The 25323-nt window shown below is 44.4% G+C and carries 23 protein-coding genes; 17 read left to right on the top strand and 6 right to left on the bottom strand.

What is annotated here, in order from left to right; all coding sequences use genetic code 11:
• The first annotated feature begins 298 nt into the window (after positions 1-298).
• From ACFQZI_RS15235 to ACFQZI_RS15190, 10 genes are all read left to right on the top strand, one after another.
• Positions 299-820 carry a YceD family protein gene (locus tag ACFQZI_RS15235; protein ID WP_377143923.1) on the top strand — a complete coding sequence of 174 codons (522 nt, stop codon included), beginning with the start codon at positions 299-301 and terminating at the stop codon, positions 818-820.
• A 17-nt stretch (positions 821-837) separates the two neighbouring features.
• Complete coding sequence (rpmF, locus tag ACFQZI_RS15230) at positions 838-1029, top strand: 50S ribosomal protein L32 (RefSeq protein WP_082855913.1); 192 nt, start codon at positions 838-840, stop codon at positions 1027-1029.
• A 16-nt stretch (positions 1030-1045) separates the two neighbouring features.
• On the top strand, positions 1046-1984 hold the full coding sequence (plsX, locus tag ACFQZI_RS15225; RefSeq protein ID WP_377143920.1) for a phosphate acyltransferase PlsX: 939 nt from the start codon (positions 1046-1048) through the stop codon (positions 1982-1984).
• An 11-nt stretch (positions 1985-1995) separates the two neighbouring features.
• Positions 1996-2985 (top strand): beta-ketoacyl-ACP synthase III, encoded by a 990-nt coding sequence (locus ACFQZI_RS15220; RefSeq protein ID WP_377143918.1) that lies wholly within the window; start codon positions 1996-1998, stop codon positions 2983-2985.
• A 163-nt stretch (positions 2986-3148) separates the two neighbouring features.
• Positions 3149-3634 (top strand): acetyl-CoA carboxylase biotin carboxyl carrier protein, encoded by a 486-nt coding sequence (accB, locus tag ACFQZI_RS15215; protein WP_377143916.1) that lies wholly within the window; start codon positions 3149-3151, stop codon positions 3632-3634.
• Between the two features lie 100 nt (positions 3635-3734).
• Positions 3735-5069 (top strand): acetyl-CoA carboxylase biotin carboxylase subunit, encoded by a 1335-nt coding sequence (accC, locus tag ACFQZI_RS15210; RefSeq protein WP_377143914.1) that lies wholly within the window; start codon positions 3735-3737, stop codon positions 5067-5069.
• Positions 5070-5140: 71 nt separating this feature from the next.
• Positions 5141-5998: a twin-arginine translocase subunit TatC gene (tatC, locus tag ACFQZI_RS15205; RefSeq protein ID WP_377143913.1), complete on the top strand. Its 858-nt coding sequence runs from the start codon at positions 5141-5143 to the stop codon at positions 5996-5998.
• 220 nt (positions 5999-6218) lie between these two features.
• Complete coding sequence (gene rpiB / locus ACFQZI_RS15200) at positions 6219-6653, top strand: ribose 5-phosphate isomerase B (RefSeq protein ID WP_377143911.1); 435 nt, start codon at positions 6219-6221, stop codon at positions 6651-6653.
• Positions 6654-6682: 29 nt separating this feature from the next.
• Positions 6683-8263 carry a M28 family peptidase gene (locus tag ACFQZI_RS15195; protein WP_377143909.1) on the top strand — a complete coding sequence of 527 codons (1581 nt, stop codon included), beginning with the start codon at positions 6683-6685 and terminating at the stop codon, positions 8261-8263.
• Positions 8264-8402: 139 nt separating this feature from the next.
• A complete protein-coding gene (locus ACFQZI_RS15190; protein ID WP_377143907.1) occupies positions 8403-9785 on the top strand; it encodes a LutB/LldF family L-lactate oxidation iron-sulfur protein in 1383 nt (460 codons plus the stop codon).
• Positions 9786-10027: 242 nt separating this feature from the next.
• Here the strand turns inward: ACFQZI_RS15190 and ACFQZI_RS15185 are convergent, their stop codons facing one another.
• Positions 10028-10876 (bottom strand): DUF4198 domain-containing protein, encoded by an 849-nt coding sequence (locus tag ACFQZI_RS15185; RefSeq protein ID WP_377143905.1) that lies wholly within the window; start codon positions 10874-10876, stop codon positions 10028-10030.
• Between the two features lie 58 nt (positions 10877-10934).
• On the opposite strand from ACFQZI_RS15185, the gene ACFQZI_RS15180 reads away from it, so the two are divergent.
• From ACFQZI_RS15180 to ACFQZI_RS15170, 3 genes are read left to right on the top strand one after another with little or no spacing between them, the layout of a single operon-like run.
• Positions 10935-12911, top strand: coding sequence for an alpha-ketoacid dehydrogenase subunit alpha/beta (locus tag ACFQZI_RS15180; protein ID WP_377143903.1), 1977 nt, complete (start codon positions 10935-10937; stop codon positions 12909-12911).
• Between the two features lie 13 nt (positions 12912-12924).
• A complete protein-coding gene (locus ACFQZI_RS15175) occupies positions 12925-13179 on the top strand; it encodes a hypothetical protein (RefSeq protein ID WP_377143901.1) in 255 nt (84 codons plus the stop codon).
• The gene (locus ACFQZI_RS15170; RefSeq protein ID WP_377143900.1) at positions 13179-13433 is read left to right on the top strand and encodes an ATP-binding cassette domain-containing protein; all 255 of its coding nucleotides are present in this window, start codon (positions 13179-13181) and stop codon (positions 13431-13433) included. Before ACFQZI_RS15175 ends, ACFQZI_RS15170 begins: the two co-directional genes overlap by 1 nt.
• A 304-nt stretch (positions 13434-13737) precedes the next feature.
• Here the strand turns inward: ACFQZI_RS15170 and ACFQZI_RS15165 are convergent, their stop codons facing one another.
• A complete protein-coding gene (locus ACFQZI_RS15165; RefSeq protein ID WP_377143898.1) occupies positions 13738-14352 on the bottom strand; it encodes a SprT-like domain-containing protein in 615 nt (204 codons plus the stop codon).
• 103 nt (positions 14353-14455) lie between these two features.
• On the opposite strand from ACFQZI_RS15165, the gene ACFQZI_RS15160 reads away from it, so the two are divergent.
• The gene (locus ACFQZI_RS15160) at positions 14456-14833 is read left to right on the top strand and encodes a DUF3592 domain-containing protein (protein WP_377143896.1); all 378 of its coding nucleotides are present in this window, start codon (positions 14456-14458) and stop codon (positions 14831-14833) included.
• 5 nt (positions 14834-14838) lie between these two features.
• Here ACFQZI_RS15160 and feoB read toward each other — a convergent pair whose 3' ends face one another.
• Together feoB and ACFQZI_RS15150 are read right to left on the bottom strand one after the other, a co-directional pair.
• Positions 14839-16953, bottom strand: coding sequence for a ferrous iron transport protein B (gene feoB, locus ACFQZI_RS15155; RefSeq protein WP_377143894.1), 2115 nt, complete (start codon positions 16951-16953; stop codon positions 14839-14841).
• 12 nt (positions 16954-16965) lie between these two features.
• The gene (locus tag ACFQZI_RS15150; RefSeq protein ID WP_377143892.1) at positions 16966-17181 is read right to left on the bottom strand and encodes a FeoA family protein; all 216 of its coding nucleotides are present in this window, start codon (positions 17179-17181) and stop codon (positions 16966-16968) included.
• A gap of 129 nt (positions 17182-17310) precedes the next feature.
• Between ACFQZI_RS15150 and ACFQZI_RS15145 the strand changes: the two genes are divergently transcribed.
• Positions 17311-17766, top strand: coding sequence for a GNAT family N-acetyltransferase (locus ACFQZI_RS15145; protein WP_377143890.1), 456 nt, complete (start codon positions 17311-17313; stop codon positions 17764-17766).
• 37 nt (positions 17767-17803) lie between these two features.
• On the opposite strand, the gene ACFQZI_RS15140 is transcribed toward ACFQZI_RS15145, so the two are convergent.
• Complete coding sequence (locus ACFQZI_RS15140) at positions 17804-18940, bottom strand: TlpA family protein disulfide reductase (RefSeq protein ID WP_377143888.1); 1137 nt, start codon at positions 18938-18940, stop codon at positions 17804-17806.
• A 104-nt stretch (positions 18941-19044) separates the two neighbouring features.
• Entirely contained in the window at positions 19045-22278 is a 3234-nt protein-coding gene (locus tag ACFQZI_RS15135; protein ID WP_377143886.1) for a VIT domain-containing protein, read from the bottom strand.
• A gap of 190 nt (positions 22279-22468) precedes the next feature.
• Between ACFQZI_RS15135 and ACFQZI_RS15130 the strand changes: the two genes are divergently transcribed.
• Positions 22469-23248: a succinate dehydrogenase cytochrome b subunit gene (locus tag ACFQZI_RS15130; RefSeq protein WP_377143884.1), complete on the top strand. Its 780-nt coding sequence runs from the start codon at positions 22469-22471 to the stop codon at positions 23246-23248.
• 86 nt (positions 23249-23334) lie between these two features.
• Complete coding sequence (locus tag ACFQZI_RS15125; protein ID WP_377143882.1) at positions 23335-25269, top strand: fumarate reductase/succinate dehydrogenase flavoprotein subunit; 1935 nt, start codon at positions 23335-23337, stop codon at positions 25267-25269.
• Positions 25270-25323: the final 54 nt, after the last annotated feature.

The raw sequence follows: 25323 nt of genomic DNA, 5'->3' as shown, positions 1-25323 counted from the left end.
CAATTTATAAGCGCAAAAAAAGCCGACAGTAGTTTAATCCCCTCCCCGGGGAGGGTTAGGGAGGGGTTTCTGCGCGAGAAAAATATGGCGCCTAAACCCCTCCCTGCCATTGCACCATCCAACGCGCCCCTCCCCAAGGAGGGAACAGAGAATTGCGTTGTTTCCGGGCCTAAAATCTTACCTTTTAGCTTTCGCCTTTTAGCTTTCACCTCCCCTGTTAATAACCTAAAATCCAATTAAAAAAAACACTTTCCTGATTTAGAAAATTTACCTACATTTGCGGGCTAATTGTTGCTCATTGAAATCGCTAAAGACATATTCAATACCTTTTACCGGCTTAAAGCTGGGCAAGCATTATTTTGAATACGAAATAAACGATGCATTTTTTGCCGAGTTTGAGTATTCGCTGGTGAAGAAAGCCAACCTTGTTTGTAAGTTGGAGCTGGATAAGCAGGAGACAATGCTTATACTGAACTTTGACATTACCGGCACAGTAACGGCCACCTGCGACAGGTGTTTAAGTGAATACCAGCAACCCGTGAACATTCACGAACAGCAGATAGCCCGCTTTACCGAAGAGGAAATGGGCGAAGATGACGAGATAATTACCCTCGGCAAAAACGATCACGAGATTGATATTGCCGGGCTGATATATGAATATGTGAACGTTGCCCTGCCGTTTATTGCAAACTGCAGCAACCAGGGCGATGGTAAACAGTGTGACGAGGAAATGCTGGCAAACCTTAATAAGCTTGCCGCAAATGATGAACAAACCGAGAGCACCGACCCGAGATGGGAAGCTCTCAAAAAATTAAAATAATATAATAACTAAAAGTTATGGCACATCCAAAACGGAAAATTTCAAAATCAAGAAGAGATAAACGCAGAACGCACTACAAAGCCGAAGCGCCTACTTTAACTACTTGCCAAACTACTGGTGCGGTACACTTGCCTCACCGCGCTTACACTGTTGATGGTAACGTTTACTTCAACGGAAAAATCCTTATTGAGAAAGCAGTAGCAGTTTAAGTTTAATTTTCTGAAAATGAAGATTGGCTTAGATATTATGGGCGGTGATTTCGCCCCCAAGGCAGCAGTTTTAGGGGCAATTGAAGCTTATAAAGTTTTAGATGCCGGGCAAAAACTTGTGCTTATTGGCGACAAGGAAGTAGCCCTCAGTATTCTTCAGGAAAATAATTTTAGCCCCGATAACTTCGAGTTTGTACACACAACCGAGGTTATTGGCATGGGCGAACACCCTACCAAGGCCATTGTACAAAAGCCCGACAGCAGCATTGCCGTTGGGTTTAAAATGTTGAAGGACGGCCATATACAGGCGTTTTCTTCAGCCGGCAATACCGGTGCTATGCTGGTGGGCAGTATGTTCAGCGTAAAAACCATACCAGGCGTAATACGCCCGGCCATGACAACCATTGTACCCAAGCTTAAAGGTGGTTTGGGTATTATTTTGGATGTTGGCGCCAATGCCGATTGCAAGCCCGATGTGCTTTTGCAATTTGGTATTTTAGGCAGCCTGCTTGCCGAAAGTGTTTACGGTATTCCTAACCCTCGCGTTGCGCTGATGAACATTGGCGAAGAAGAGGAGAAAGGGAACATGCTTTCGCTGGCTACGTACCCCTTAATGAAAGATACCAAACTGTTTAACTTTGTTGGTAATGTAGAGGGGCGCGATTTGTTTGAAGACAATAACGATGTTGTTGTTTGCGACGGTTTTACAGGCAACGTAATTCTTAAACTTGCCGAATCTTTTTACGTTATTACCCTTAAGAAAAGATTAAAAGACGAATTTTTTGACCGCTTTAACTACGAGCAATACGGCGGAAGCCCTATACTTGGGGTTAATGCGCCTGTTGTTGTAGGCCACGGCATATCAAGCCCCGAGGCTATCAAGAACATGGTGCTGCTGTCAAGAAACATGATCGAAACCAATCTGATAGAAAAAATTAAACTGGCTTTTCAGTAAAAAAATATAGAATGAGCAAAATTCATGCTGCTATTACCGCTGTAAATGGTTACGTACCCGAGTATGTTTTAACCAACCAGGAGCTGGAAACAATGGTTGACACCAACGATGAGTGGATAACCAGCCGTACCGGCATCAAAGAGCGCAGAATACTAAAGGGCCAGGGCCTGGGCACATCAGATATGGCTGTACCGGCTGTAGAAGGCTTGCTTAAAAAGCGCGGCATCAGCGCCGAAGAAATTGACCTGATCATTTTTTGTACCACCACGCCGGATATGCCATTCCCGGCTACGGCAAACATACTTGCAAATAAAATTGGCGCTAAGAATGCCTGGGGGTATGACCTTCAGGCGGCATGCTCGGGCTTTATTTTTGGCCTGGCTACCGGCGCGCAGTTTATCGAGAGCGGTAAGCATACCAAGGTTTTGGTTGTAGGGGGCGATAAGATGTCGGCCATTATTAATTACGAAGACCGTGCCACTTGTATCATCTTTGGCGATGGCTGCGGTTGCGCATTGCTTGAACCTAATACCGAAGGTTACGGCATTATGGATTCGGTTTTAAAGAGCGACGGCGCAGGTGCACAGTATCTGTTCCAAAAATCGGGTGGTTCTGTTAGCCCCGCTACGCAGGAAACCGTTGCCAATAAAGAGCACTACGCCTACCAAGAAGGCCAGGCGGTATTTAAATTTGCCGTTACCAATATGGCCGAAGTTGCCGCCGAGGTAATGGACCGCAACAGCCTTACTGCCGATGACGTTGCATGGTTGGTACCTCACCAGGCCAATAAACGCATTATTGATGCTACTGCAAGCCGTACCGGCATAACTGCTGATAAGGTTATTGTAAACATCGAGCGTTACGGCAACACAACAAACGGCACAATTCCGCTGTGTTTATGGGAGTGGGAGAGCAAATTTAAAAAAGGGGATAACCTTATTTTAGCGGCCTTTGGCGGCGGGTTTACCTGGGGCTCTATCTATTTAAAATGGGCTTATTAATGATGTTTATATTTTAAATGTGCTGATATGCAGATTTTTAATTAAAACATCTTAAAATTGTACGTGTTAAATAACTAATTCACTTTAAATCATCTGCATATTTGCACATCCGCATATTTGCATATTTATAAATACTTTTATCCAAAACCAATTATCGCTTATTATGGATATTAAACAGATTCAGGATCTAATACGCTTTGTTTCAAAATCGGGCGTAAACGAAGTATCGATCGAGCAGGAAAATTTTAAGATCACTATAAAAACCAACGAAGCGCCTACCTATGTAAACGCTTCTATACCGGCACCACAGCCACTTGCTGCGGCTGCTGCGCCGCAACCAAGCCTGCCTGTGGCTGCGCCATCGGCACCTGCTGCTGCAGAAGCTGCCCCGGTTGCAGATGCTTCTAACCTGATCACCGTAAGGTCGCCAATGATCGGTACCTTCTACCGCTCGTCATCTCCAGACAAACCTTTGTTTGTTAACGTGGGCGATGAAATAAGCACCGGCACTGTACTTTGTATTATCGAAGCCATGAAATTATTTAACGAGATAGAGTCTGAGGTATCGGGCCGTATTGTTAAAGTTTTGGTAGATAACGCATCACCGGTTGAATACGACCAGCCTTTATTTTTAGTAGAACCGAAATAAGTTGATTTGTGATTGGTTGATTAGTGATTGGTCAACCCAATAAGATTAGCCGCAAAACCTAATCAACTAATTAACCGGTCAACTAATAACTAAAACCGCCATGTTTAAAAAAATATTAATAGCTAACCGGGGAGAAATTGCCTTGCGAGTTATTCGCACCTGTAAAGAAATGGGCATTAAAACCGTAGCTGTATACTCTACCGCCGATCGTGATAGCCTGCATGTGCGTTTTGCAGATGAAGCTGTTTGTATAGGCCCCCCACCAAGCCGCGACTCATACCTTAATATCCCCAACATCATATCAGCTGCAGAATTGACCAATGCTGATGCGATACATCCTGGATATGGCTTTTTATCTGAGAATGCAAAGTTCTCTGCCATTTGTGCCGAGTATGGTATCAAATTTATTGGCGCTACTGCAGATCAGATCAATAAAATGGGCGATAAGGCCTCTGCTAAAGAAACCATGAAAAAGGCCGGCGTACCAATTGTGCCCGGTTCTGATGGTTTGCTTGATAGTGTTAAACAAGGCATTACCCTTGCCAACAAAGTAGGTTACCCCGTAATACTTAAAGCTACCGCCGGTGGTGGTGGCCGTGGTATGCGCATTGTTTGGAAAGACGATGAATTTGAGAACGCCTGGGATAGCGCACGTGCCGAATCGGGCGCGGCATTTGGTAACGACGGCTTATATCTTGAAAAATACGTACAGGACCCGCGCCACATCGAAATACAGGTAGTGGGCGACCAGTACGGCAAAGTTTGCCATTTATCTGAGCGCGATTGCTCTATACAGCGCCGCCACCAGAAACTGGTAGAAGAAGCGCCATCGCCTTTTATGACAGAAAAGCTGCGTAAAAAAATGGGCGAGGCTGCTATTAAAGGTGCCAAAGCCGTTAAATATGAAGGTGCCGGTACGGTAGAGTTTTTGGTTGATAAAGACCGCAACTTCTACTTTATGGAAATGAACACCCGCATCCAGGTAGAGCACCCGGTTACCGAAGAGGTGATCAACTTCGACCTTATAAAAGAACAGATAAAAGTTGCAGCAGGTATCCCAATCTCGGGTAAAAACTACGAGCCAACTATGCATGCCATAGAGTGCCGTATCAATGCCGAAGACCCTGCAAATAACTTCCGCCCGTCGCCGGGTAAAATAACAAACTTCCATTCGCCGGGTGGCCATGGCGTGCGTGTTGATACACACGTTTACAGCGGCTACGTTATCCCGCCAAACTACGACTCGATGATCGCTAAGGTGATCTGCATGGCCCAAACCCGCGATGAGGCTTTGGCAACCATGGAGCGTGCATTAAGCGAATTTGTTATTGAGGGTGTTAAAACTACCATTCCTTTCCATTTAAAATTATTGCAGGATCCTAACTTCCGTGCGGGTAATTTTACCACCAAATTCATGGAAACGTTCCAATATTAATATTTAATCAATCTTAGCGGGTTAATACAACGTAATTAGGTTTCCGGCGTTAATAGTGCGGTAATAAGGCAATGAGCGATAACAAACTGATAAAAGCAATAAAGGAAAAAGGCCAGACCATGGAGGCCGAAATGTCGTTCTTCGATCACCTCGAGGCCCTTCGGTGGCACCTGGTACGTGCGGCTATTGCGATTGTTATTTTTACCTGCGCTGCCTTTTACTTTTACGATTTTATATTTGATACCATCATCATGGGCCCAAGTAAGCCAAGCTTCTGGACCTATAGGATGCTCTGTAAACTGGGCGATTATCTGCACCGCGACGGTTTTTGTATCAATAAGATAAACGTAAGCCTGCTGAATACCGAAATGGCGGGGCAGTTTACACTTATGATTAACTCCGCGCTGCTTATTGGTATAACCCTTGGGTTCCCTTATCTGCTTTGGGAACTATGGCGCTTTATAAGACCGGCCCTGCACGAAAAGGAACGTAAAGCCGCATCAGGATTTGTTATCTATGCGTCCTTTTTATTTCTTCTTGGTGTGTTATTTGGCTATTATGTTATCACACCCGAGTCGATAAATTTTCTTTCCGGCTTTACTGTTAGTTCGCAGATAGAGAATAAATTTTCCGTCGATTCTTACTTGTCATCAGTAGCCACTTTAACACTGGCCACCGGGATAGTATTTGAGTTGCCGATCATCGTTTACGTACTATCATCATTAGGCATCCTGAATGCGAAATTTATGCGCGAAACAAGGCGTTATGCGGTAGTTATAATTTTAATTATAGCAGCGGTGGTAACCCCAACGCCTGATATGATGACCATGACCGTAGTAAGTATCCCTCTATTTATTCTTTATGAAGTAGGTATCCTTGTTGCAGCCGTGGTAGACAAACGCCGGGCAGCACGCGAAGCAGCACTATAACTTATTAATAGATATCAAGTGATGAATGTTGAATTTCGGATGCCGAAGTTCACATTCATCATTTTGCGTTTGGGCTGTTTGGTTATCACGACTAAAATCCCACTTCATTATTCGCTATTCGAAATTCATTATTCGATATTATTAAATCCCTACACTATCCTTACGAATTCTAACAAAATCTTTACCTTCGGCAACACAATTAAATTTTAAATTTGAGCTGATGAAAAAAGGGTTGACTATAGCTATTGGTGCCGACCATGCAGGGTTTGATTACAAGCAGGCCATACTGGGCATGTTTGATGACATTACCTTTAACGATTTTGGCACTTACTCATCCGAGTCGGCCGATTACCCCGATTTTGCCCATCTTGTTGCCACCGCTGTTGAAAAAGGCGAGGCCGATTTTGGTTTCCTGCTTTGCGGCAGTGCCAACGGCGTAGCCATGACGGCTAATAAACACCAGGGGATTCGCGCGGCATTGTGCTGGAAACCGGAGGTTGCCGTTCCTGCCCGCACCCATAATGATGCTAATGTGCTTTGTATCCCTGCCCGCCATGTTTCTATTGACGAGGCTAAGCAAATAATAGAGATTTTTTTAACAGAAGAATTTGAAGGCGGACGCCATGCCACCCGCGTTAACAAAATTGGCTGCTAACCAACATTAATTTATTACAAACAATTTAAATGAAGAAATTATCAGTATTGATCACAGGTTTGGCGTTCAGCGCCGCGGCCTGTGCCCAGCAAAACCCTACCGCGCTTAAGTACGGTAACATTATTAACGTTACGGATGCTAAAAAACACCTGAGCATCCTGGCATCAGACGAGTTTGAAGGCCGCGAAACCGGCAAGCCCGGTGCCGAAAAGGCCGCCAACTACATCGCTGCCGAGTTTAAAAGATTAGGCCTGCAGGCACCTGTAAACGGCTCGTACTTTTTGGATGTACCCTTAACCCAAAACTCTGTTACCCTAACTCCTTTAACCATCGGTGGCCAGGCTTTTACCAACTGGAAAGATTTTGTTTACCAGGGTTCTACTGATGCTAAAGTAAACGCTGCCGACATCGTATTTGTTGGGTATGGTACTGCTGACGAGCTTGCAGGTGTTGATATTACAGGTAAAGTTGTGCTTTGGATAAACGAAGACAAACCCGAAGCCGGTAAAACGCCAAATACAAGCTACCGTATGACAGAAGGCCGCAGGGCTATAGTAAAAGCCATGCAGGAAAAAAAGCCTCTGTTAATATTAGCGGCTAATGAGGGCGTTGCAACTGTGCTTGCACGTTTTAAAGGTGTAAACCCAAGTGGTAGCGGCCAGATATCAATTAAGAAAACAGGTGCCGATGCAGCAAAAAATACTGCTGCTCCATTATTTATTGTAAACGGCGCTGTAGCTGATGCAGCGTTAAAAGCAACTGGTAAAACATTTGCCGAGCTTAAAGAGGCTGCTAAAACCGCTAAACAATCGCAGGTTGTTAAAACTGCCGCTGATGTTACCATTACTGCTACAACTAAAGACGTTAAAGCGGTTGACGTATTAGGTTTTATGCCGGGTAAAGATGCTAAACTCAAAAATGAGGTTTTGGTATTCTCTGCTCACTACGATCACATTGGTTTAAACCCTGATCCTAACGCGAAAGATAAAGTAAACAACGGTGCCGATGATGATGGTTCTGGTACTACCGGTATACTAGAAATTGCACGTGCATTTTCTAAAGCGCAAAAAGATGGTAAAGGCCCGCGCCGCAGCGTATTGTTCTTAGGTAACGTTGGCGAAGAAAAAGGTTTGTTAGGCTCTGAGTGGTATACAGATCATCCGGTTTATCCATTAGAAAATACTATTGCCGACCTTAATATTGATATGATTGGCCGTGTTGGTGAAGAGTATATCAACAAGCCTGACTCTGCAAACTATGTATACTCTATTGGTTCGGCAATGCTGAGCACGGACCTGCATAACATTGGTGAAGCTGCTAATAACAACTACACTAAAATGAAACTGGATTACAAGTACGATGATCCTAACGATCCTAACCAGTTCTATTACCGTTCGGACCATTACAACTTTGCTAAGCATGGCGTACCGATCATTTTCTACTTTAACGGTGTACATGCCGACTACCACGGCCTTGGCGACGAAGTAAGCAAAATTAACTTCCCGTTACTGGTTAAGCGTGCGCAACTTGCATTCTACACCGGTTGGGAACTTGCTAACCGCGATGCCCGCCCGGTGGTTGATAAAAAACCGGCTACACCAACAAAATAATAATAACCCATTATAACAAGAAAAGCGGCTCTTAAGGTCGCTTTTCTTGTTTATAACCAACTCTAAGTGTCACTAAACTATGATAACTGTTTTTGAACACATGGCAAAACTCTTGATCGCTTTGTTTATTTTCGCATAGATGGGAAACACCGCCGAAGAATTCCTGGCAGCCTCGCAAGAAAAAGCTTTCGAACCCGAACATCGCGCTATTATCAATAAAAGCATTGATAAGTATGATGCCGCGTTTGAAAGGGGTTTGTCGCGGATGATAAATCTCGATAACACCAAAAAGAAAGGGCATACCATTAAGTGGCGGGTAATGGAGAACCTGGACAAGTTTTTGCCCGAGTTTGAAGCTAACTTCCTGAAACGTGGAGGCAAAGTAATTTGGGCGAACGATGCGGAAGAAGCCAACCGCGAAATTCTGAACATTATTCAAAAGGCAGGGGCCAAAACGGTCATCAAATCGAAATCGATGGCTACGGAAGAAATTCATCTGAACGAATTCCTGGAAAAGCATCATATCGAATCGTTAGAAAGCGACCTGGGCGAGTATATCATACAACTGCTTGGCCAAAAACCTTACCACATGGTTACACCAGCCATGCACTTGTCGTTACAGGATATAGCCAAACTATTTAATGAAAAATTTGGTACCCCGCTGGATATTACGCCCGAGCAACTTACCCAAAAAGCCCGCGAACTGCTGCGCGAAAAATATTTACAGGCAGATGTGGGCATTACCGGCGCCAACTTTATTATTGCCGATACAGGCAGCATTTCCATTACCGAAAATGAAGGTAACGCAAGATTAACCACCAGCTTCCCCAAGATCCACATAGCGGTTGTGGGCATCGAGAAGATGATACCATCCATTACCGACCTGGATGTATTTTGGCCGATGTTAGCTACACATGGTACAGGGCAAAGCCTAACCGTTTACAATACCATACTAAGCGGCCCGCGCCAACCTGGTGAAACCGACGGCCCCGAAGAAATGTATGTGGTACTGCTGGATAACGGGCGCACCAATCTGCTGGCCCAAAAAGATCAGCGCCAGGGCTTGTACTGTATCCGCTGCGGTGCCTGCTTAAATGTTTGCCCGGTTTTTCAGAACATTGGCGGCCATACTTATGATACTACTTATGGCGGGCCTATAGGCTCTGTAATATCCCCGCACATGCGCGGCATGCAGGAGTTTAAGCACCTTAGCTACGCATCAACCCTTTGCGGCAAATGCACCGAGGTTTGCCCCGTTAAGATAGATATACATAAAATGCTGCTGCTTAACAGGCGAGATGCCGTACAGGAAGGGTTGGTAGCCACCAAAGAAAAATGGGGGTGGAACATCTGGGAAAAGGGGATGCTTAAACGCAGCCTCACCGATTTTTTTGGCGGAAAAATGAAGAACAGGCTAATGAAAATGTTCTTCAGAAGATCGTGGGGCGATAAGCGGCAATTGCCCGAGGTTCCCCTGCAATCATTTAGTAAGCAATGGAAAAATGGCCAGCGGCCCGAATAAACAGTTTGCTATGCGTACCGCGCTAATCATACTGTTTTAGCAGTTTTGGGTGATAGCACAAACAAGGCATTCATTGCCGTTTTAGCAGCTATTATGTTGTCACCAACAAAAATTAAGATGAATAATCAGACCTGCATGGCTCTTGTTGGTCACAACACTATTAAGGGCGGTCATTGCCGTTGGCTTTAGCCAACGGTTGAAATAATAAGCTATCCGGCTTTAGCCGAACAAAAAGAACGTTATTAGTGCTTATCACCAAAGCCAAACTCTTTATAAGTGTTAGGCGCATCGTTACGGTTGCTGAACGAGAAAGTGTAGCTGGCTACCCACGATTCGTAATCAGCATCTTTTCCCTTCGACTCTTCAAACTTGGTGGCCCTTAGCAGGTAAACACCTTCGCGGCTAACGCTAAAATAAACCTTGCCTGCCGCATCGCTCGCCAGTTTTTGAGGATAAACGTTGCCAGATTCGGTACGGATATAAAGCATTACCTGCCCGGTGTAAGGTTTACCTTTAAAGTTTACCTGCGCGGTAATATCGTCACCATAATTTAACTTGTAGGGGTTCTTTTTCAGGATGATCTCAAAATCATCATTCAATACCTTTTCGTAGGTATTGCCGCTTGGCTCGTCAACCGTAACAAGCGTTTTTAGGTAGCGGTTATATTTTTCGGTAAAGTTTAGGGCATTACTGTTTTTTAGCTTTTCGGCAATTTCATCATAACCCTGCTCGGTAAGGTATGGCAAAAAGTCTTCGCGGGGTATTTCGTTCAGCTCGTTACTGTTTAGTTGTACCATTACCAAACCGCTATTTTGGATGCCATAATTTAATAGTGGCGTAGCATCATTTTTAGTAACGGGCAAAAGGTCGGTTTTCTTAGACCCTTCGTAGATCATAAATTTGGTTGTTTGCTTGGCCGCGAATGGTACTTCGCGTTCTTTCACCAGGCTTTCGCCCGATAACAGGTGCAGGTTTAACTTGTCGCCTTTGTGCAAATAAAAATTTTCGGGCATCAAAAAATGATCGGGTATAAAAGATGCCAAACCTAAAAACGCGAATATTGTGAGGAATTTAACGTAAAAGTGCTTCATAGCGAAAAGATGGATTGTTCAAACATACAAAGTTTTAAAAACTTCTTAGCTTTACGTAATGATATTTGACCGGAAAAATATAGATAACGATGGTTTGATAACGTTTTATAAGAAACTGTTATTGCCTCGGCTGGTTGAAGAGAAAATGTTAATTCTGCTCAGGCAGGGCCGTATTGGCAAATGGTTCTCCGGCATAGGGCAGGAAGCCATTGCAGTGGGCAGTACTATGGCGCTAAACCCCGATGAATATATCCTGCCCATGCACCGCAATTTAGGTGTATTTACATCAAGAAATATCCCGATCTCGCGCTTAATGGCACAGTGGCAGGGCAAGGCATCGGGCTTTACCAAAGGCCGCGACCGCTCCTTTCATTTTGGCACGCAGGAGTTTAAGATCATAGGGATGATATCGCACCTTGGCCCTCAGTTGGCTCTGGCAGATGGCATTGCCCTTGCAGACAAATTAAAGAACGACAAAAAAGTTACCCTTGTATACACCGGCGAAGGCGCCACCAGTGAGGGCGACTTTCACGAGGCCTTAAATATTGCCGCGGTTTGGGACCTGCCGGTAATATTTTTGGTAGAGAATAATGGCTACGGCTTAAGCACCCCAACTAACGAGCAGTATCGCTGCGCTGCTATTGTTGATAAAGCCATAGGCTATGGAATGGAAGGCCGTAAAATAGACGGCAACAATGTACTGGAAGTTTACCACACCATAAACGAACTTGCTGCAGAAATGCGCGAGAGTCCAAGGCCGGTACTTATAGAGTGTATGACCTTTAGGATGCGCGGGCACGAGGAGGCATCGGGCACCAAATATGTACCGCAGGAGTTGTTTGAAGAGTGGAAGCAGAAAGACCCGCTGGATCGCTTTGAAGAATACCTGCTTAACGAAGGGGTGCTGCGCAAAGAATGGGTGCCTTATTTAAGGGATGAGTTTACCAAGCTGATAGATGCTGAAGTTGAAAAGGTTTTTAGCGAACCCGATATTATACCGCATGTACAAACCGAAGAGCAGGCTATGTACCGGCTGGTTAGTGTACCAAGGCATACCGTATCTGAAGTTAGCACCAACAAGCGGTATATTGATGCTATTAGTGATGGCCTGCGCCAGAGCATGCGTATGTATCAAAATCTGGTGATAATGGGCCAGGACATTGCCGAATACGGCGGCGCGTTCAAAATAACACAAGGCTTTGTAGAGGAGTTTGGAAAAGAGCGCGTTCGTAACACGCCTATATGCGAATCGGGCATTGTGGGTACGGCAATGGGTTTGGCTATCAACGGCTATAAAGCTATTGTCGAAATGCAGTTTGCCGATTTTGTTACCTGCGGCTTTAACCAAATTGTAAACAACCTTGCTAAAACTTATTACCGCTGGGGCCAAACGGTTAATGTAGTTATACGTATGCCAGCAGGCGGCGGTAGCGGCGCCGGGCCGTTCCACTCGCAAACCAACGAGGCCTGGTTTACTAAAACCCCCGGCTTAAAGGTGGTTTACCCGGCCTTCCCGGATGATGCCAAAGGTTTGCTGATGGCTGCAGTGGATGACCCTAACCCGGTTATTTACTTTGAGCATAAAAACCTATACCGCAGCATGAGCGGTAATGTGCCCGATGAGGATTATTACGTAGAAATTGGGAAGGCCGACGTGGTGCGTGAAGGCACCAAAGCCAGTATCATCACCTATGGCATGGGCGTACACTGGGCTATTGAATATGCTGATAATCATCCCGACCAATCTATAGAGATCCTCGACTTGCGCAGTTTACAACCCTGGGATAAAGAGGCTGTTATTAAAACGGTGAAGAAAACATCCAAGGTGCTTGTGCTGCACGAAGATACCTTAACCAGTGGCTTTGGTGGCGAGATAGCTGCCTATATAGGCGAACACTGCTTTAAATACCTTGATGCCCCGGTAATGCGCTGTGCCAGCCTCGATACCGCCATCCCCATGAATAAAGCACTGGAAGACCAGTTTATGGCCAAAGCAAGGTTAGAGGAAGTGATGGATACTTTGTTGAAATTTTAGGTAACTTAGTATTATGTTAACTATAGAGGAAGTATACGCGCAAGACCCCACCCAGAAAGTTATTGATGAGGGTGCAGGTTGGGGCGCTGAGCAAATGCTAAAAGCAGGTATCCCGATATTTTATCGTGATGAACAATATCCTGAAACTATGGAGGGTAATCTTTTCGTAAAGGAGTATACCAGCGGAGCGAAATTCATTGTAAAAAAAGAACTAACAGCTGACCTTCGCTTGTTAGAGGAGATTATCAGGCCTTTAAACGCATTATAATGCCGTCAATTGTTGTAATTGGAGGACCTAACGGATCTGGAAAAACAACCCTCACCTCACATTTAATACAAAGAGGTAAAATTAAAACTAATGTTATCAATCCCGACAACATCGCATTAAATGATTTTGGTGGGTATCAGTTCCATATAAAAGCTGCAAGAGTTGCTTTAGAAAGGCGAGTTTCATCCATAAATCAAAATAATGACTTGGCTTTCAAACTACATTCTCCGGCAATTCAGAAATACGTGATGTAAATAAAGCTAAGTCTTCGGGTTATGAAACAATACTTTATTATGTCGCTCTGCAATCCGTATTAGATAATATTATCCGCGTTTAAGAACGGAAAACAAATATGGGGCATAACGTTGAAATGGAAGATTTAATAAGAAGGTTCGATAAAAGCAAAGCTAATCTAATTAAGCATATAACTTTATTTGACCGTGTATATCTTTTTGATAACTCGGGCTCAAAGCGTTCAAGAGTTGCTATTTTTAATAATGGGAAGCTGGCTTGGTTGAACGCCAAACATAAAAATCACCCATTTTACAAAGAACTTTTTTAACTCTCCTCTATCACCTCCACCTCTGCAACAGGGCTAAATAAATAAACACGCCGGGTGCTTATCTCAACACATTTATAGCGTTTGCGTAGCTTTTCTTCCTTACGGAACACGCGGCCATCTTTAAGTTTAAATATCGATTTTAAGGGAAGTTTCTCTACCGTGTGGATCGATTCCTTCGGCGCGTCGTATTTGCGGAGTGAGCGGTACAGGGTAAGATCCGAGCAACTGGATGCGGCGGGGTTATTCAGGTAGCTGGTTATGGCTTGCTTAACATCCGGGGGGAACACATCCTTCTCAAAAAAAGGCTGCATCATTTTTTTAAAATTGTTTTTCCACTCGGTACCGTGGGGTTTGGCTTTATGCTTATGCTCGTTCCAGGTATGCAGGTGTGCAAACTCGTGTACGGTAGTTACCAAAAAAGCGTAGGGGTTAAGATCGAAGTTGACCGATATGCGGTGGCCTTTGCCGGCATAGGGCGCGCGGTAATCGCCAAACTTGGTGCCGCGGTTGCGCGATATTTTAAACTCGCACTTAAAGTAATCTATCCAGCGGCCAATAAGCGGTGCTGCCTGCGGCGGAAGATACTGCTCTAATACTTTTACTTTATCCAATTTTTACCTCTGTATCAAAGATAGTTGATTTAGATAAGTAAATAATATCGAACACCGAATTTTGAATATCGAATGATGAAGTAAGATTTGTATTTTCACAATAATGAATAAGATTTCGCAAAATCAAAACAAGCCACGTAGCTCTGCCGAGAAGAAAATGGTAGTTATTACGATCATAAGTATTGTAGTTATCATCGTGGGAGCGCTTTATTGGTTAACGGCAAGTAGTGATGAGGATAATAAAAACAGACTTCAAACTATTAACAATAGCGGTGTCTATGCAAAGGGCATAATCACCTCAATTCATTCTTACAAAGGTCATTCTGTAACCGTTAAATATCAGGCAAAAGGTAAAGAATATTTATATGACGGTGGATGGGATAGTAACGCAAATCATCTTGGCATAGGTGATTCTATTAGAATAAAGTATGCTGAAGCTAACCCCAGTTTAATAATTACCGAGTTGGAAGACGAGTTTTAATTGATCTACTTCAACAAATGATACACTAAAAACGCCGCGCTGTAGGCAAGTACCGTCATGTAGGCGAATTGCGCGGCGGGCCAACGCCAGTCTTTAGTTTCACGGTATACAACAGCTACTGTGCTGGCGCATTGCATGGCAAACGCGTAAAACATCATGAGCGAAAAGGCTACGGCAAGTGTAAATACCGGGCCGCCTGTATTTGGGTTTTTGGCATTACGCATTTTATCCTGTACAGAGTCTATCCTATCGGCATCACCATCTACACTGTAAATGGTGGCCATGGTGCCTACAAATACTTCGCGTGCGGCAAAAGAAGTTATAAGCGCTATGCCTATCTTCCAATCGAAACCGATAGGTTTAATGACCGGCTCTATCACATGGCCTAACACACCGGCATAAGAATTTTCCAGTTTTTCGGTAGATATTACCCGTGCAAGGCTATCGGGTGTCATGGTTTTAGTGTACTGTGGCTGACTGTAGGTTTTCTCTATTCTCTCAAACCTGTCGCCGGGGCCGTAAGATGACAATACCCACAAGATAACCGATACCGCGATAATTACTTTACCTGCTTCCAGCACGAATGTCTTGGCACGCTCATACATACTGAAGAGTACATTGTTCCACCTTGGCATGCGGTACACGGGCAGCTCCATAATAAAGTAACCGCGTTCGCGGGCTTTTAAAACAAACTTCATTACATAGGCCACTATTACTGCCGATACCAGGCTTAACACGTACATGCCAGTTAGGGCAAGGCCCTGCAGGTTAAAGATCCACCAAACATTTTTATTGGGTACAACAAGTGCTATCAATAAGGTATAAACCGGTAAGCGGGCCGAACATGCCACCAATGGCGTAACCATAATGGTTATCATACGGTCTTTCCAGTTCTCGATAGTACGGGTGCTCATGATGGATGGAACCGCACAGGCAAAACCTCCAATCAGCGGTACTACCGATTTGCCGTTAAGGCCAACCTTGCGCATGATCTTATCCATCATAAACGTAACGCGCGACATGTAGCCCGTATCTTCCAGTATGGATATGAAAGCGAAAAGGATAGCTATCTGCGGGATAAATACCATTACCCCGCTAAGGCCGGCAACAACACCGTCAATAAGCAGGTTGGCAAGCGGGCCGGCAGGCAATACATTGCGCAGGCCACCTTCCATCCAAACAAAAAGATCTTCTATGAGCGACATTGGGTAAGCCGACCACGCAAATATGGACTGGAACATGAATAGCAGCACCCCAATAAATATGATAAACCCAAACACCCGGTGCGTAAGTATCTTATCTATTTTATTAGATACAGATTCGTCGTGCGCGGTTACGGGAGTTTTAACAGTGTCGTAAAGGAGGTCGTTGATATAGTTGTAACGGGCAATGGTTTCGCTGGCTTGCGCCTTTTGGGTATGGAAACCGTGCTCTTTCTCCAGCTCTTCTATACGGTCGCTTTGGGTGGGGGTTAAAAACTTAAGCGTTTCGTGCTGGTGCGCCAGTTGCAAGGCAAAATAAGCATTATTAGTTTTCAGCTCTTTGCTGATGCTCTCGATAATACCCGGTGCTATAGCGTTTACGTCAATACTAACCTGCTGCAAGGCAAATTTATTGGCGTAAGATATTGCGGTTTTTAGTTCGTCGATGCCCTCTGTTTTGCGTGCCGATACAGGGATAACAGGCACCCCAAGTTTTTCTGCCAGTTTATTTATTTCAATATTGATGCCTGCTTTTTTTGCCATGTCCATCATGTTCAGGGCAATTATTACGGGTATCTTCAGATCGGCAACCTGGGTATAAAGCAGCAGGTTTCGTTTAAGGTTTGTGGCATCAAGTATAACTACAACCAGGTCTGGAGTAAGTTCGGTATCCTTTTCTGCCAGTACCGAAAAAACGATAGATTCGTCGTGGCTTTTTGGATAGAGGCTGTATGTGCCCGGGAGGTCAATTATTTCGGCACGTCGGCCATCAGGCAGTTGACTGTAGCCAATTTTTTTATCAACCGTAACCCCCGGGAAATTTCCTATTTTTTGATTTAACCCGGTTAATGCATTAAATAGCGTGGATTTACCGGTGTTTGGATTTCCTACAAGCGCTACTTTGATATCGGCTTTCAAGTGTTGAGAATACTATTGCAAAATAATGGTTGAGGCTTCAAATTTACGCAGGCTAAGTTGGTAGCCCGATACATGGATGGCTATTGGATCGCCGAGTGGGGCAATGCGCGATACCTGAATGGTTTCGCCCGGCAGGCAACCCATTTCCATCAGCTTAACAGACATCTCCAAATCGGTAAATTCTTTTACAATTCCTGTTTCTCCTACTCCAAGCTGCTCAAGCGTCATGTGTGTAAATTTTAGACTACAAATGTAAGCTTATTTAAAACAAATCCAAATAAGGATGGTGTATCACATTTGAACTTTTGACATTGTTTAAATCATAAAAATTAGATTTGCTAATTATAACCCCAGGTCATGAACATTACACACCGAATAAAACCCTTCGCTAAATTAGATGTAAACGAATTGTATGAACTATTGCGCCTGCGTAGCGAGGTGTTTGTAGTTGAACAAAATTGTGTGTTTTTAGACCAGGACAATAAGGACCAGAAATGTCACCACGTATTAATTTATAATAATAACAGGTTAGCTGCATACAGCAGGCTGGTACCCGCAGGTATATCGTATGCCGAAGTTTCTATTGGCCGGGTCATTACCTCGCCTGAAGCAAGGGGAACCGGGCTTGGCCGTAAACTAATGGAGGTATCTATAGCCGGCTGCCGCGAGTTGTTTGGCCCGGTAAACATTCGCATAGGGGCGCAAACGTATGCTTTGCCGTTTTATGAATCGTTAGGTTTTATTGCCGAGGGCGAACGATACGATGAAGACGGGATAGAACATGTTGAAATGGTGTTAAAGCCAACTGTATAAAACAAAAGCGCCTTTAAAATTTAAGGGCGCTTTTGTTTTAATGCTTGTTAAAATATTCGTGCACTACATCGTCCACATCCAAAATATCAATATTGGGTTTAATGATCTTCCAGTTGGCGTCTACCAAAAAATAGGTTGGCACCTGGCTTATTTTCCAGTTACTAACGTTAGGCGATGCATTTCCTTTTAAATCGGCCACTTGCGGCCAATTTAAATTACTTTGTTTTATGGTTTGTTTCCAAACCTTCTCGTCAGTATCAGTAGATACACTTACCACGCCAAACTTATGCTTATCCCTATCACCTATGATCAGGCCATTCAGTATGCGGGAATGGTTCATTTCACTTGCCTTGCTGTTAGACACCCAAAACTCAACCAATATGGCTTTGAACTTTATGGATTTCCTGTTAAATGGTTTACCATCAGACGTAACACCGCTAATTGCAGGCGCATCAGCACCGGGTAACAATTTAACCAATACACTTAGTTTGTCGGTTACTTTTAAACCATCATCAGTTTTTTTGGCCTCGTCGGTTAGTTTCGCGGCAAGCTTATTGTATTCCGCCGGGAATTCATCCATATACTGCTGGGCCATAATATGGGCGGCAACCACATTATTGGGGTGTTTGGCTATATAAGCATCCAAAATCTTCGGTTCAAGCTCGCGGCGCTGTACCTGGTAACCGCGCGTTTTGTTGATAAGTGCCGAACGTTCTTTTGCGGATTGGTTACGCGCCTCGCTCGATTCCAGAAAATTCAACCCCGAGTTGATAGCATTGTTCAACGAGCCGGCCATCGCGTTCTCTGTTTTATAATAATCGCTAAGTTGCTGCTGTATTTTTGATGCCGACGTAACCGATGGGTAAAGCCCGGCAGATTTGGTTTCGATGGTATATGCGCCATTCTCTAAATACAACTCAAAAGTTTGTTTAGTGTTCAGCGGTTTATCGCTGTCTATAACAGCTATGGTATAATACCCGGGTTTTTCTAAAGGCTTATCAATAGTAGCGGTGCCATCTTTTATAGGCTGACTAATAAGCGTTTCATTAGCCATGCTTAGTGTGATGGTGCCGTTTTTAACAGTGCCGGTTTTAAAACTGAGGCTTAATTTGGGTTGGGTATCGCACGCACATACGAGTAGAACAAGCGCCGCTAAAATGTAAAAATGCTTCATAAATTAATTGTGATAACAGAGCTTAAAAATATACAAAACCAACCATACCTGAAAACAAAAAGGCCGCTGAGATATACCAGCAGCCTTTTTGCATAGCATCAGGTTTATTTAAAATCGAGGTCGCCTATGTAAACGGCGCCATCGGCACCCTTTTTCATTTGCAGCACTATCAGTTCTTTTTTCTCCTGCGGTGTGCCGTAATAGGTAAACATTTCGGCCATGATGGTGGTTGGGCCGGCAAGGGTTGCTTGCCTGTCGCCATAGTAATTAATTTCAACCTTGTAAGTTCCTTTAATTGCTTTCTTTAATAGAAATTGTTCTGGGCCAAACCCCTGTGTCATGTCGTGAGATATCCGGCCGCCAATCTCGGTGCGGTTATGGCTGTAATAGCATTTCTCGCCGTTGGGGTCGGTTACCCAAAGGTCAATATCGGTGTTGTTCATATTCCAGTCCATCACAATGCGTATATCGGTTGGCAGCGCTTTGATCAATTTTTTGGGGATGGCCGAGGTATTGACGCTTCCCTTATGCAACGCAATTATCCTGTTTATCTCCGGCAGCATCACTTCCTGCAAGCCTTCATAAATGTCATCCGCGTCGGCGCTGTAGCTTTTGGTCATGGCTGTATACAGCACATCAAGTGCCTGTTGGTGCTTACCCGCGTCTTCGAGCGCCAGGCCATAATCGCGGTGACTTTGCGGGTCGAGCGGGCGCAGCTCGGTTATCTTTTTAAAGGCGAACAATGCGCTTTCATAATCACCCAGTTGCTTAAACTTATAACCCATCATCCTAAATAGTTCGTAATTATCCAGGTCAAGCTCGGCCAGGTTGCTTAGTATGCGCACGCCCAGTTCCTTGTTGCCGATGCTGATGAAATATCCAGCCACATCAAAATAATAAACCGGGTTGCTGTAGTTATCTTTTCTTAGCTCCAGGTATTTTTGATATTGGCCAGCCTTATCGGTGTTTTTGATCTGTTTAAGATAATCCTCATCAACCTTTTTATAAGCTGGTTTGATTTCTTTGTTTGCTTCACCGGCATTTCCGGTAGTAATAACAATGACACCGTTAGAGCCCTGGGAGCCATAGACAGCTGTTGCCGCTGAATCTTTTAGCACAGAAATTGCGGAGATTTTATTGGGGTTTACGTTAGATAGATCATTTACAACTCTGCCGTCGAGAATATATAACGGCTTTTTATCCGAACTAAAATTACTGTAGCCCCTTATATAAACTTGCGCATCCGGTGCCGGTACGCCAGGTTGTACGTTAACACCTGCCACTCTTCCTTCCAAAGCTTGAATAGCCGCCGGCGCTTGGGGACTGATTGAAGTTACCGACCCGGACAAAGACCTTTTATATTGAACTGTACTACTTGATGCAACCGTTACCTCGTTTAACGCATTTCCCGAAGGCCTTTGGGTGGCGGCCTGCTGTGCAGCCACGGCCCTTTCTTCTACTACTTGTCGTACATCGGCATTGCCTACCGGTTCATCAATTGTAATAGGGGCATTAAGATTTGGAAAACGGTTCGGCTTACCGGGTCTTTTGATCTTTTTAGATTCCGCGGTATAGTCGAGGTTCCACCAGCGTGTAAGCTGCTGCATCACATCACCCGCGGTCGAAACATTTTCGCTGGTAGCTTCAGCTGTGCTGTTGCCGCCGCGTTGTTTCATAATGGCATCGTATTGGGCGCGCAACTCGGCAGGTGGTTCAACACCATATTGGATATAGTCGTTAACCGTTTCCAATACTATAAGCGAGGTATTGCGGGTAACAATGCCGTACCGTTTACCTAACGACTCTATCGCCTGCCTGTTGGTATCGTAATTAATATCCAGTTCGGTTATTTTTTTCTGGGCCCAAAGTTTAGCCACATCAATATTATCTACCGCGTTTTTTTGCAGGTCGAGCGTTACCTCTTTCTCTAAGCTTACTTTATTGCCATAACCATATTGCAGTGTTATCTTTTGATTTGGATCGCGCGTTACCCCCGCCAGCGAAAACACGCCGTTAACCGGTACATGCAGCGATGGATAATTTTCTTCGGTTGCAGCTGTGCTTTTCAATCCCAGGAAACGCAGGGGTACGGTCAGCAGCATATCCAAACCTTTTTCTACAGATGTGGTGTTCAGGTCTATCACATCCCCGCCCGATCTGAGGGCAATGAGTTTTAAATTGCTATAGTCCGCAGCGGCTGAAGAATTAATGCAATAAACTGGTGCAGTAGTCAATTTCAACCCTTTATCACCAAAGGTTTGGTGCCCGTCGCTCATCAATAGAATTTCATCTGCGTTAAGCTTACTCAGTTCAATTTTACTAAAGTCGGTAGCGCCGTCATATTTAACGTCTTTAATATCAGCAACCATCTTATTCCAGCTGTTTGGCGGATATATCTTACTATTTAATACTTTATTGCTGAATGTCACAAGGGTTACCTCGGCACTGCCAATTTGTTCGTTATAATGCGCTAATAAGCTGAGTTCCTTTTTAAGATCGCGGTTTGCGCCGCTGAGCGATGCATCCCACAAAATAGTGACACGGCGGGGAAGCGGTTTGTTGATCACCTTAGCAGGCACAGTGGTATTAACAAAGTAGTAATACTTATTTCCCTGCATTTGCAGCATTACCTCGGCGGCATCCTTTGGTTTTGGGATGCTGAACGATATGGCATGACCAGGCACATAATTAGCCTTCTCGATACTGGCCGAAAAGGTATTCTGGTGCTTATCAAATTGCAAGTCGCCCGTACTACTATCTGCTATCGGTGCTGCCGCACTTTGTACTACCGATGCATTTAGCTGAAATTTTTTCACGGGATCCTGCAGGTTTAGCGGCAGTGTGAACTTTAAGCTGCTATCATTCCCTAACGGGATCTCTTCATCGTACCCAATAATAATGGTACGCGTGCTTTTAGGGTTAATGGGATAAATTCGCGTACGGAAACTGTTTCCCGCAACCTTCTCCAGCAGGCCCGGGTCTACCCGCCTGCGCTCTATCGATTCAAAAACGGATGTGCCCTTGCCGCGGTCAACTGCTACGGCTTCTCGCATTTTGCCGTTGATATCCAACGCGTACCGGTTAACATTTACGCCATCCTTCAGCGGGAAGGTAAGCGTACCCTCTAATATTTGCGGGGTGTTGTTGTAAAAAGTCATTTGCCAGCTGGTGCGGCTGATGTTGCCATAAACGGTAACATCAATTTTCAATTCTTTTAAAACAACGCCATTGTTGCTTTTACCATTTACGGTTAGCTGTGGAGATTGCGCGCGAGTTATTTGTATTTGAAATGCCAGCAGCGCCAATACAAGCAGTGGGATAAAATTTAGTTTTCTCATGTGGTGGTTCATTTCCTTAGAGATGCGGAAGAGAAACCAATTCCATAAATAAAGTTTAAAAAATTTTTGAAATGATCGAATGACAATAGAATGACTTCCTTAGACTGTTTCTAAATAGCCAATATCCCCTCTTTAAGTCGAAACCATTTCTATCTTTTGATACTTTTGCGTAAATAAATCTGATCAAATAATGAGCGAATTTAAACAAACCTTTAACTCATCACTGGGAAAGAAGCTGATAATGGCTTTAACTGGCTTGTTTTTGTGTACTTTTTTAATTGTGCACCTTGGCGGTAATCTTTTACTATTTAAGAACGACCAGGGTTTTGCATTTAACAGTTACGCAAACTTCCTGACGCATTTTCCTCCTATAGAGGTAATTGCTTACCTTTTATACCTGGCTATAATAGTACATAGTATTTATGCGCTGGTATTAACAATTAAAAACCGCAGGGCAAGGCCGGTAGGCTACGCGGTGCCTAATAAATCTAACGCGTCATGGTCGTCAAAAAACATGGGGCTATTAGGTTCAATCCTGTTTTTGTTTATTGTTATACATATGGGCGATTTTTGGTTTACCTACAAGTACAACAACATCCTGGGCTTTAAAGAGTACCGCACCAATCTGGCAACAAACGAAACTGTAGTGTCTGACTACAAACCCGAGGTTGCCGATTTTGAGCGTTCAATATCTACCGAAAACAATGTAGAGATAGTTCGTGTGAAGGACCTGCACGCACGTATATCATCAAGCTTTAGCCATTTATGGTACGTGGTGTTTTATGTAATTGCAATGGGCGCAGTATCATTCCACTTGCTGCATGGTTTCCAGAGCGCGTTCCATACGTTAGGCTGGGTGCATAAAAAATACAAGCCAATTATTTACTTTTTTGGCACATGGCTGTTCGCGGTTATCATCCCGGTAGGCTTTGCATTAATGCCGATAGTATATTATTTAAAAAGTCTTTAATAATAAGTGAATGGTTGATTAGTGATTAGAGAATAGTTTTAGCCACTCACCAAATCAGCCGCTCACTACTCACTAAATAAGAAGAAATGAGTTTAGATGCGAAAATTCCGCAAGGCCCATTAGCCGAAAAATGGAGCAAGCATAAATTTAACTTAAAGCTGGTTAACCCATCTAACAAGCGTAAATACGATGTTATAGTTGTAGGTACGGGTTTGGCGGGTGCTTCGGCTGCTGCTTCGCTGGCCGAGCTTGGTTACAACGTTAAATCGTTCTGTTTTCAGGATAGCCCGCGCCGTGCGCACTCTATTGCTGCACAGGGTGGTATTAACGCCGCAAAAAATTATCAAAACGATGGCGATAGCGTTTATCGCCTTTTCTACGATACCATTAAAGGTGGTGACTACCGCGCCCGCGAAGGCAACGTTTACCGCCTTGCAGAGGTATCGGTAAATATCATCGACCAGTGTGTTGCGCAGGGCGTACCATTCGCCCGCGAGTACGGCGGTTTGCTGGATAACCGTTCATTCGGTGGTTCGCAGGTATCGCGTACGTTTTACGCACGTGGCCAAACAGGCCAGCAATTACTTTTAGGGGCATACTCGGCATTAAACCGCCAGATCCACCTGGGTAAAGTAAAAATGTACACCCGTACCGAAATGCTGGACGTGGTAGTTATTGACGGCCATGCAAAAGGTATTGTTACCCGTAACTTAAAAACCGGTGAGATAGAGACCCACGCCGGCCATGCCGTGCTTTTGGCAACAGGCGGTTACGGTAACGTGTTCTACCTGTCTACAAACGCTATTGGTAGCAACGTAACGGCAGCGTGGCGCGCGCACAAACGCGGCGCTTACTTTGCCAACCCTTGTTACACACAAATCCACCCAACCTGTATCCCTGTTACCGGCGACCACCAAAGCAAGCTGACATTAATGTCGGAGTCGTTACGTAACGATGGCCGGGTTTGGGCGCCAAAAACGGTTGAGGTAGCTGAAAAACTACGCAAAAAAGAAATTACCGCGGCCGATGTAAAAGAAGAAGACCGCGATTACTTCCTGGAAAGAAAATATCCATCATTCGGTAACCTTGTACCGCGCGACGTTGCATCACGTAACGCTAAAGAAATGTCTGACGAGGGCCGTGGTGTGGGTACAACGGGCTTAGCCGTTTATCTTGATTTTGCTGAGGCTATACAGCGTATGGGCGAAGATACTGTACGCGCCAAATACGGTAACTTGTTTGACATGTACCTGCAAATTACCGACGAGAACCCATACAAGCAGCCAATGCGTATTTACCCTGCTGTACACTATACCATGGGTGGCCTTTGGGTTGATTATAACTTAAGTACAAACGTACCGGGCCTTTACGCCATGGGCGAATGTAACTTTAGCGACCACGGTGCAAACCGCCTTGGCGCATCTGCTTTAATGCAGGGTTTATCAGACGGGTACTTTGTTATTCCTTATACTCTTGGCGATTACCTGGCTACCATCGGCCCTAAAAAGGTTGATACCAGCCACCCGGCGTTCGAGCAAACCAAACAGGATGTTATTGCTTACAACAACAAATTGCTTGCCTTAAAAGGTAACAAAACGGTTGTTGAGTACCACCGCGAACTTGGACACATCATGTGGGAGTACTGCGGTATGGCACGCACCGAAGAAGGTTTGACCAAAGCCAAAGCCATGATCAAAGAGCTTAAGGCGGATTTTTGGAAGAACGCTATAGTAACCGGCGAAAACGAAGAAGTGAACGCTGCCCTGGAAAGAGCAGGCCGCGTTGCCGACTTTATTGAATTAGGCGAACTAATGGTTACCGACGCGTTAAACCGTAGGGAATCATGTGGCGGCCACTTCCGCTTGGAGTCGCAAACTGAGGAGGGTGAGGCCCTTCGCGACGACGAGAACTTCGCGTATGTATCAGCATGGGAATACACTGGTGATAACCAGGAAGAAGTGCTGCACAAAGAAGAGCTGGTATTTGAAAATGTTAAGTTAACACAACGTAGTTATAAGTAAGATTTGAGATGTTAGATATGAGATTTGAGACAGAATTTTTCTCACGTCTAACAT

The organism is Mucilaginibacter lutimaris (genome assembly GCF_042676625.1).
In the GTDB taxonomy this organism is placed as follows: domain Bacteria; phylum Bacteroidota; class Bacteroidia; order Sphingobacteriales; family Sphingobacteriaceae; genus Mucilaginibacter; species Mucilaginibacter lutimaris.
Note: the sequence above shows the minus strand (reverse complement) of the source record. Positions and strands in the feature narration are given on the sequence as shown.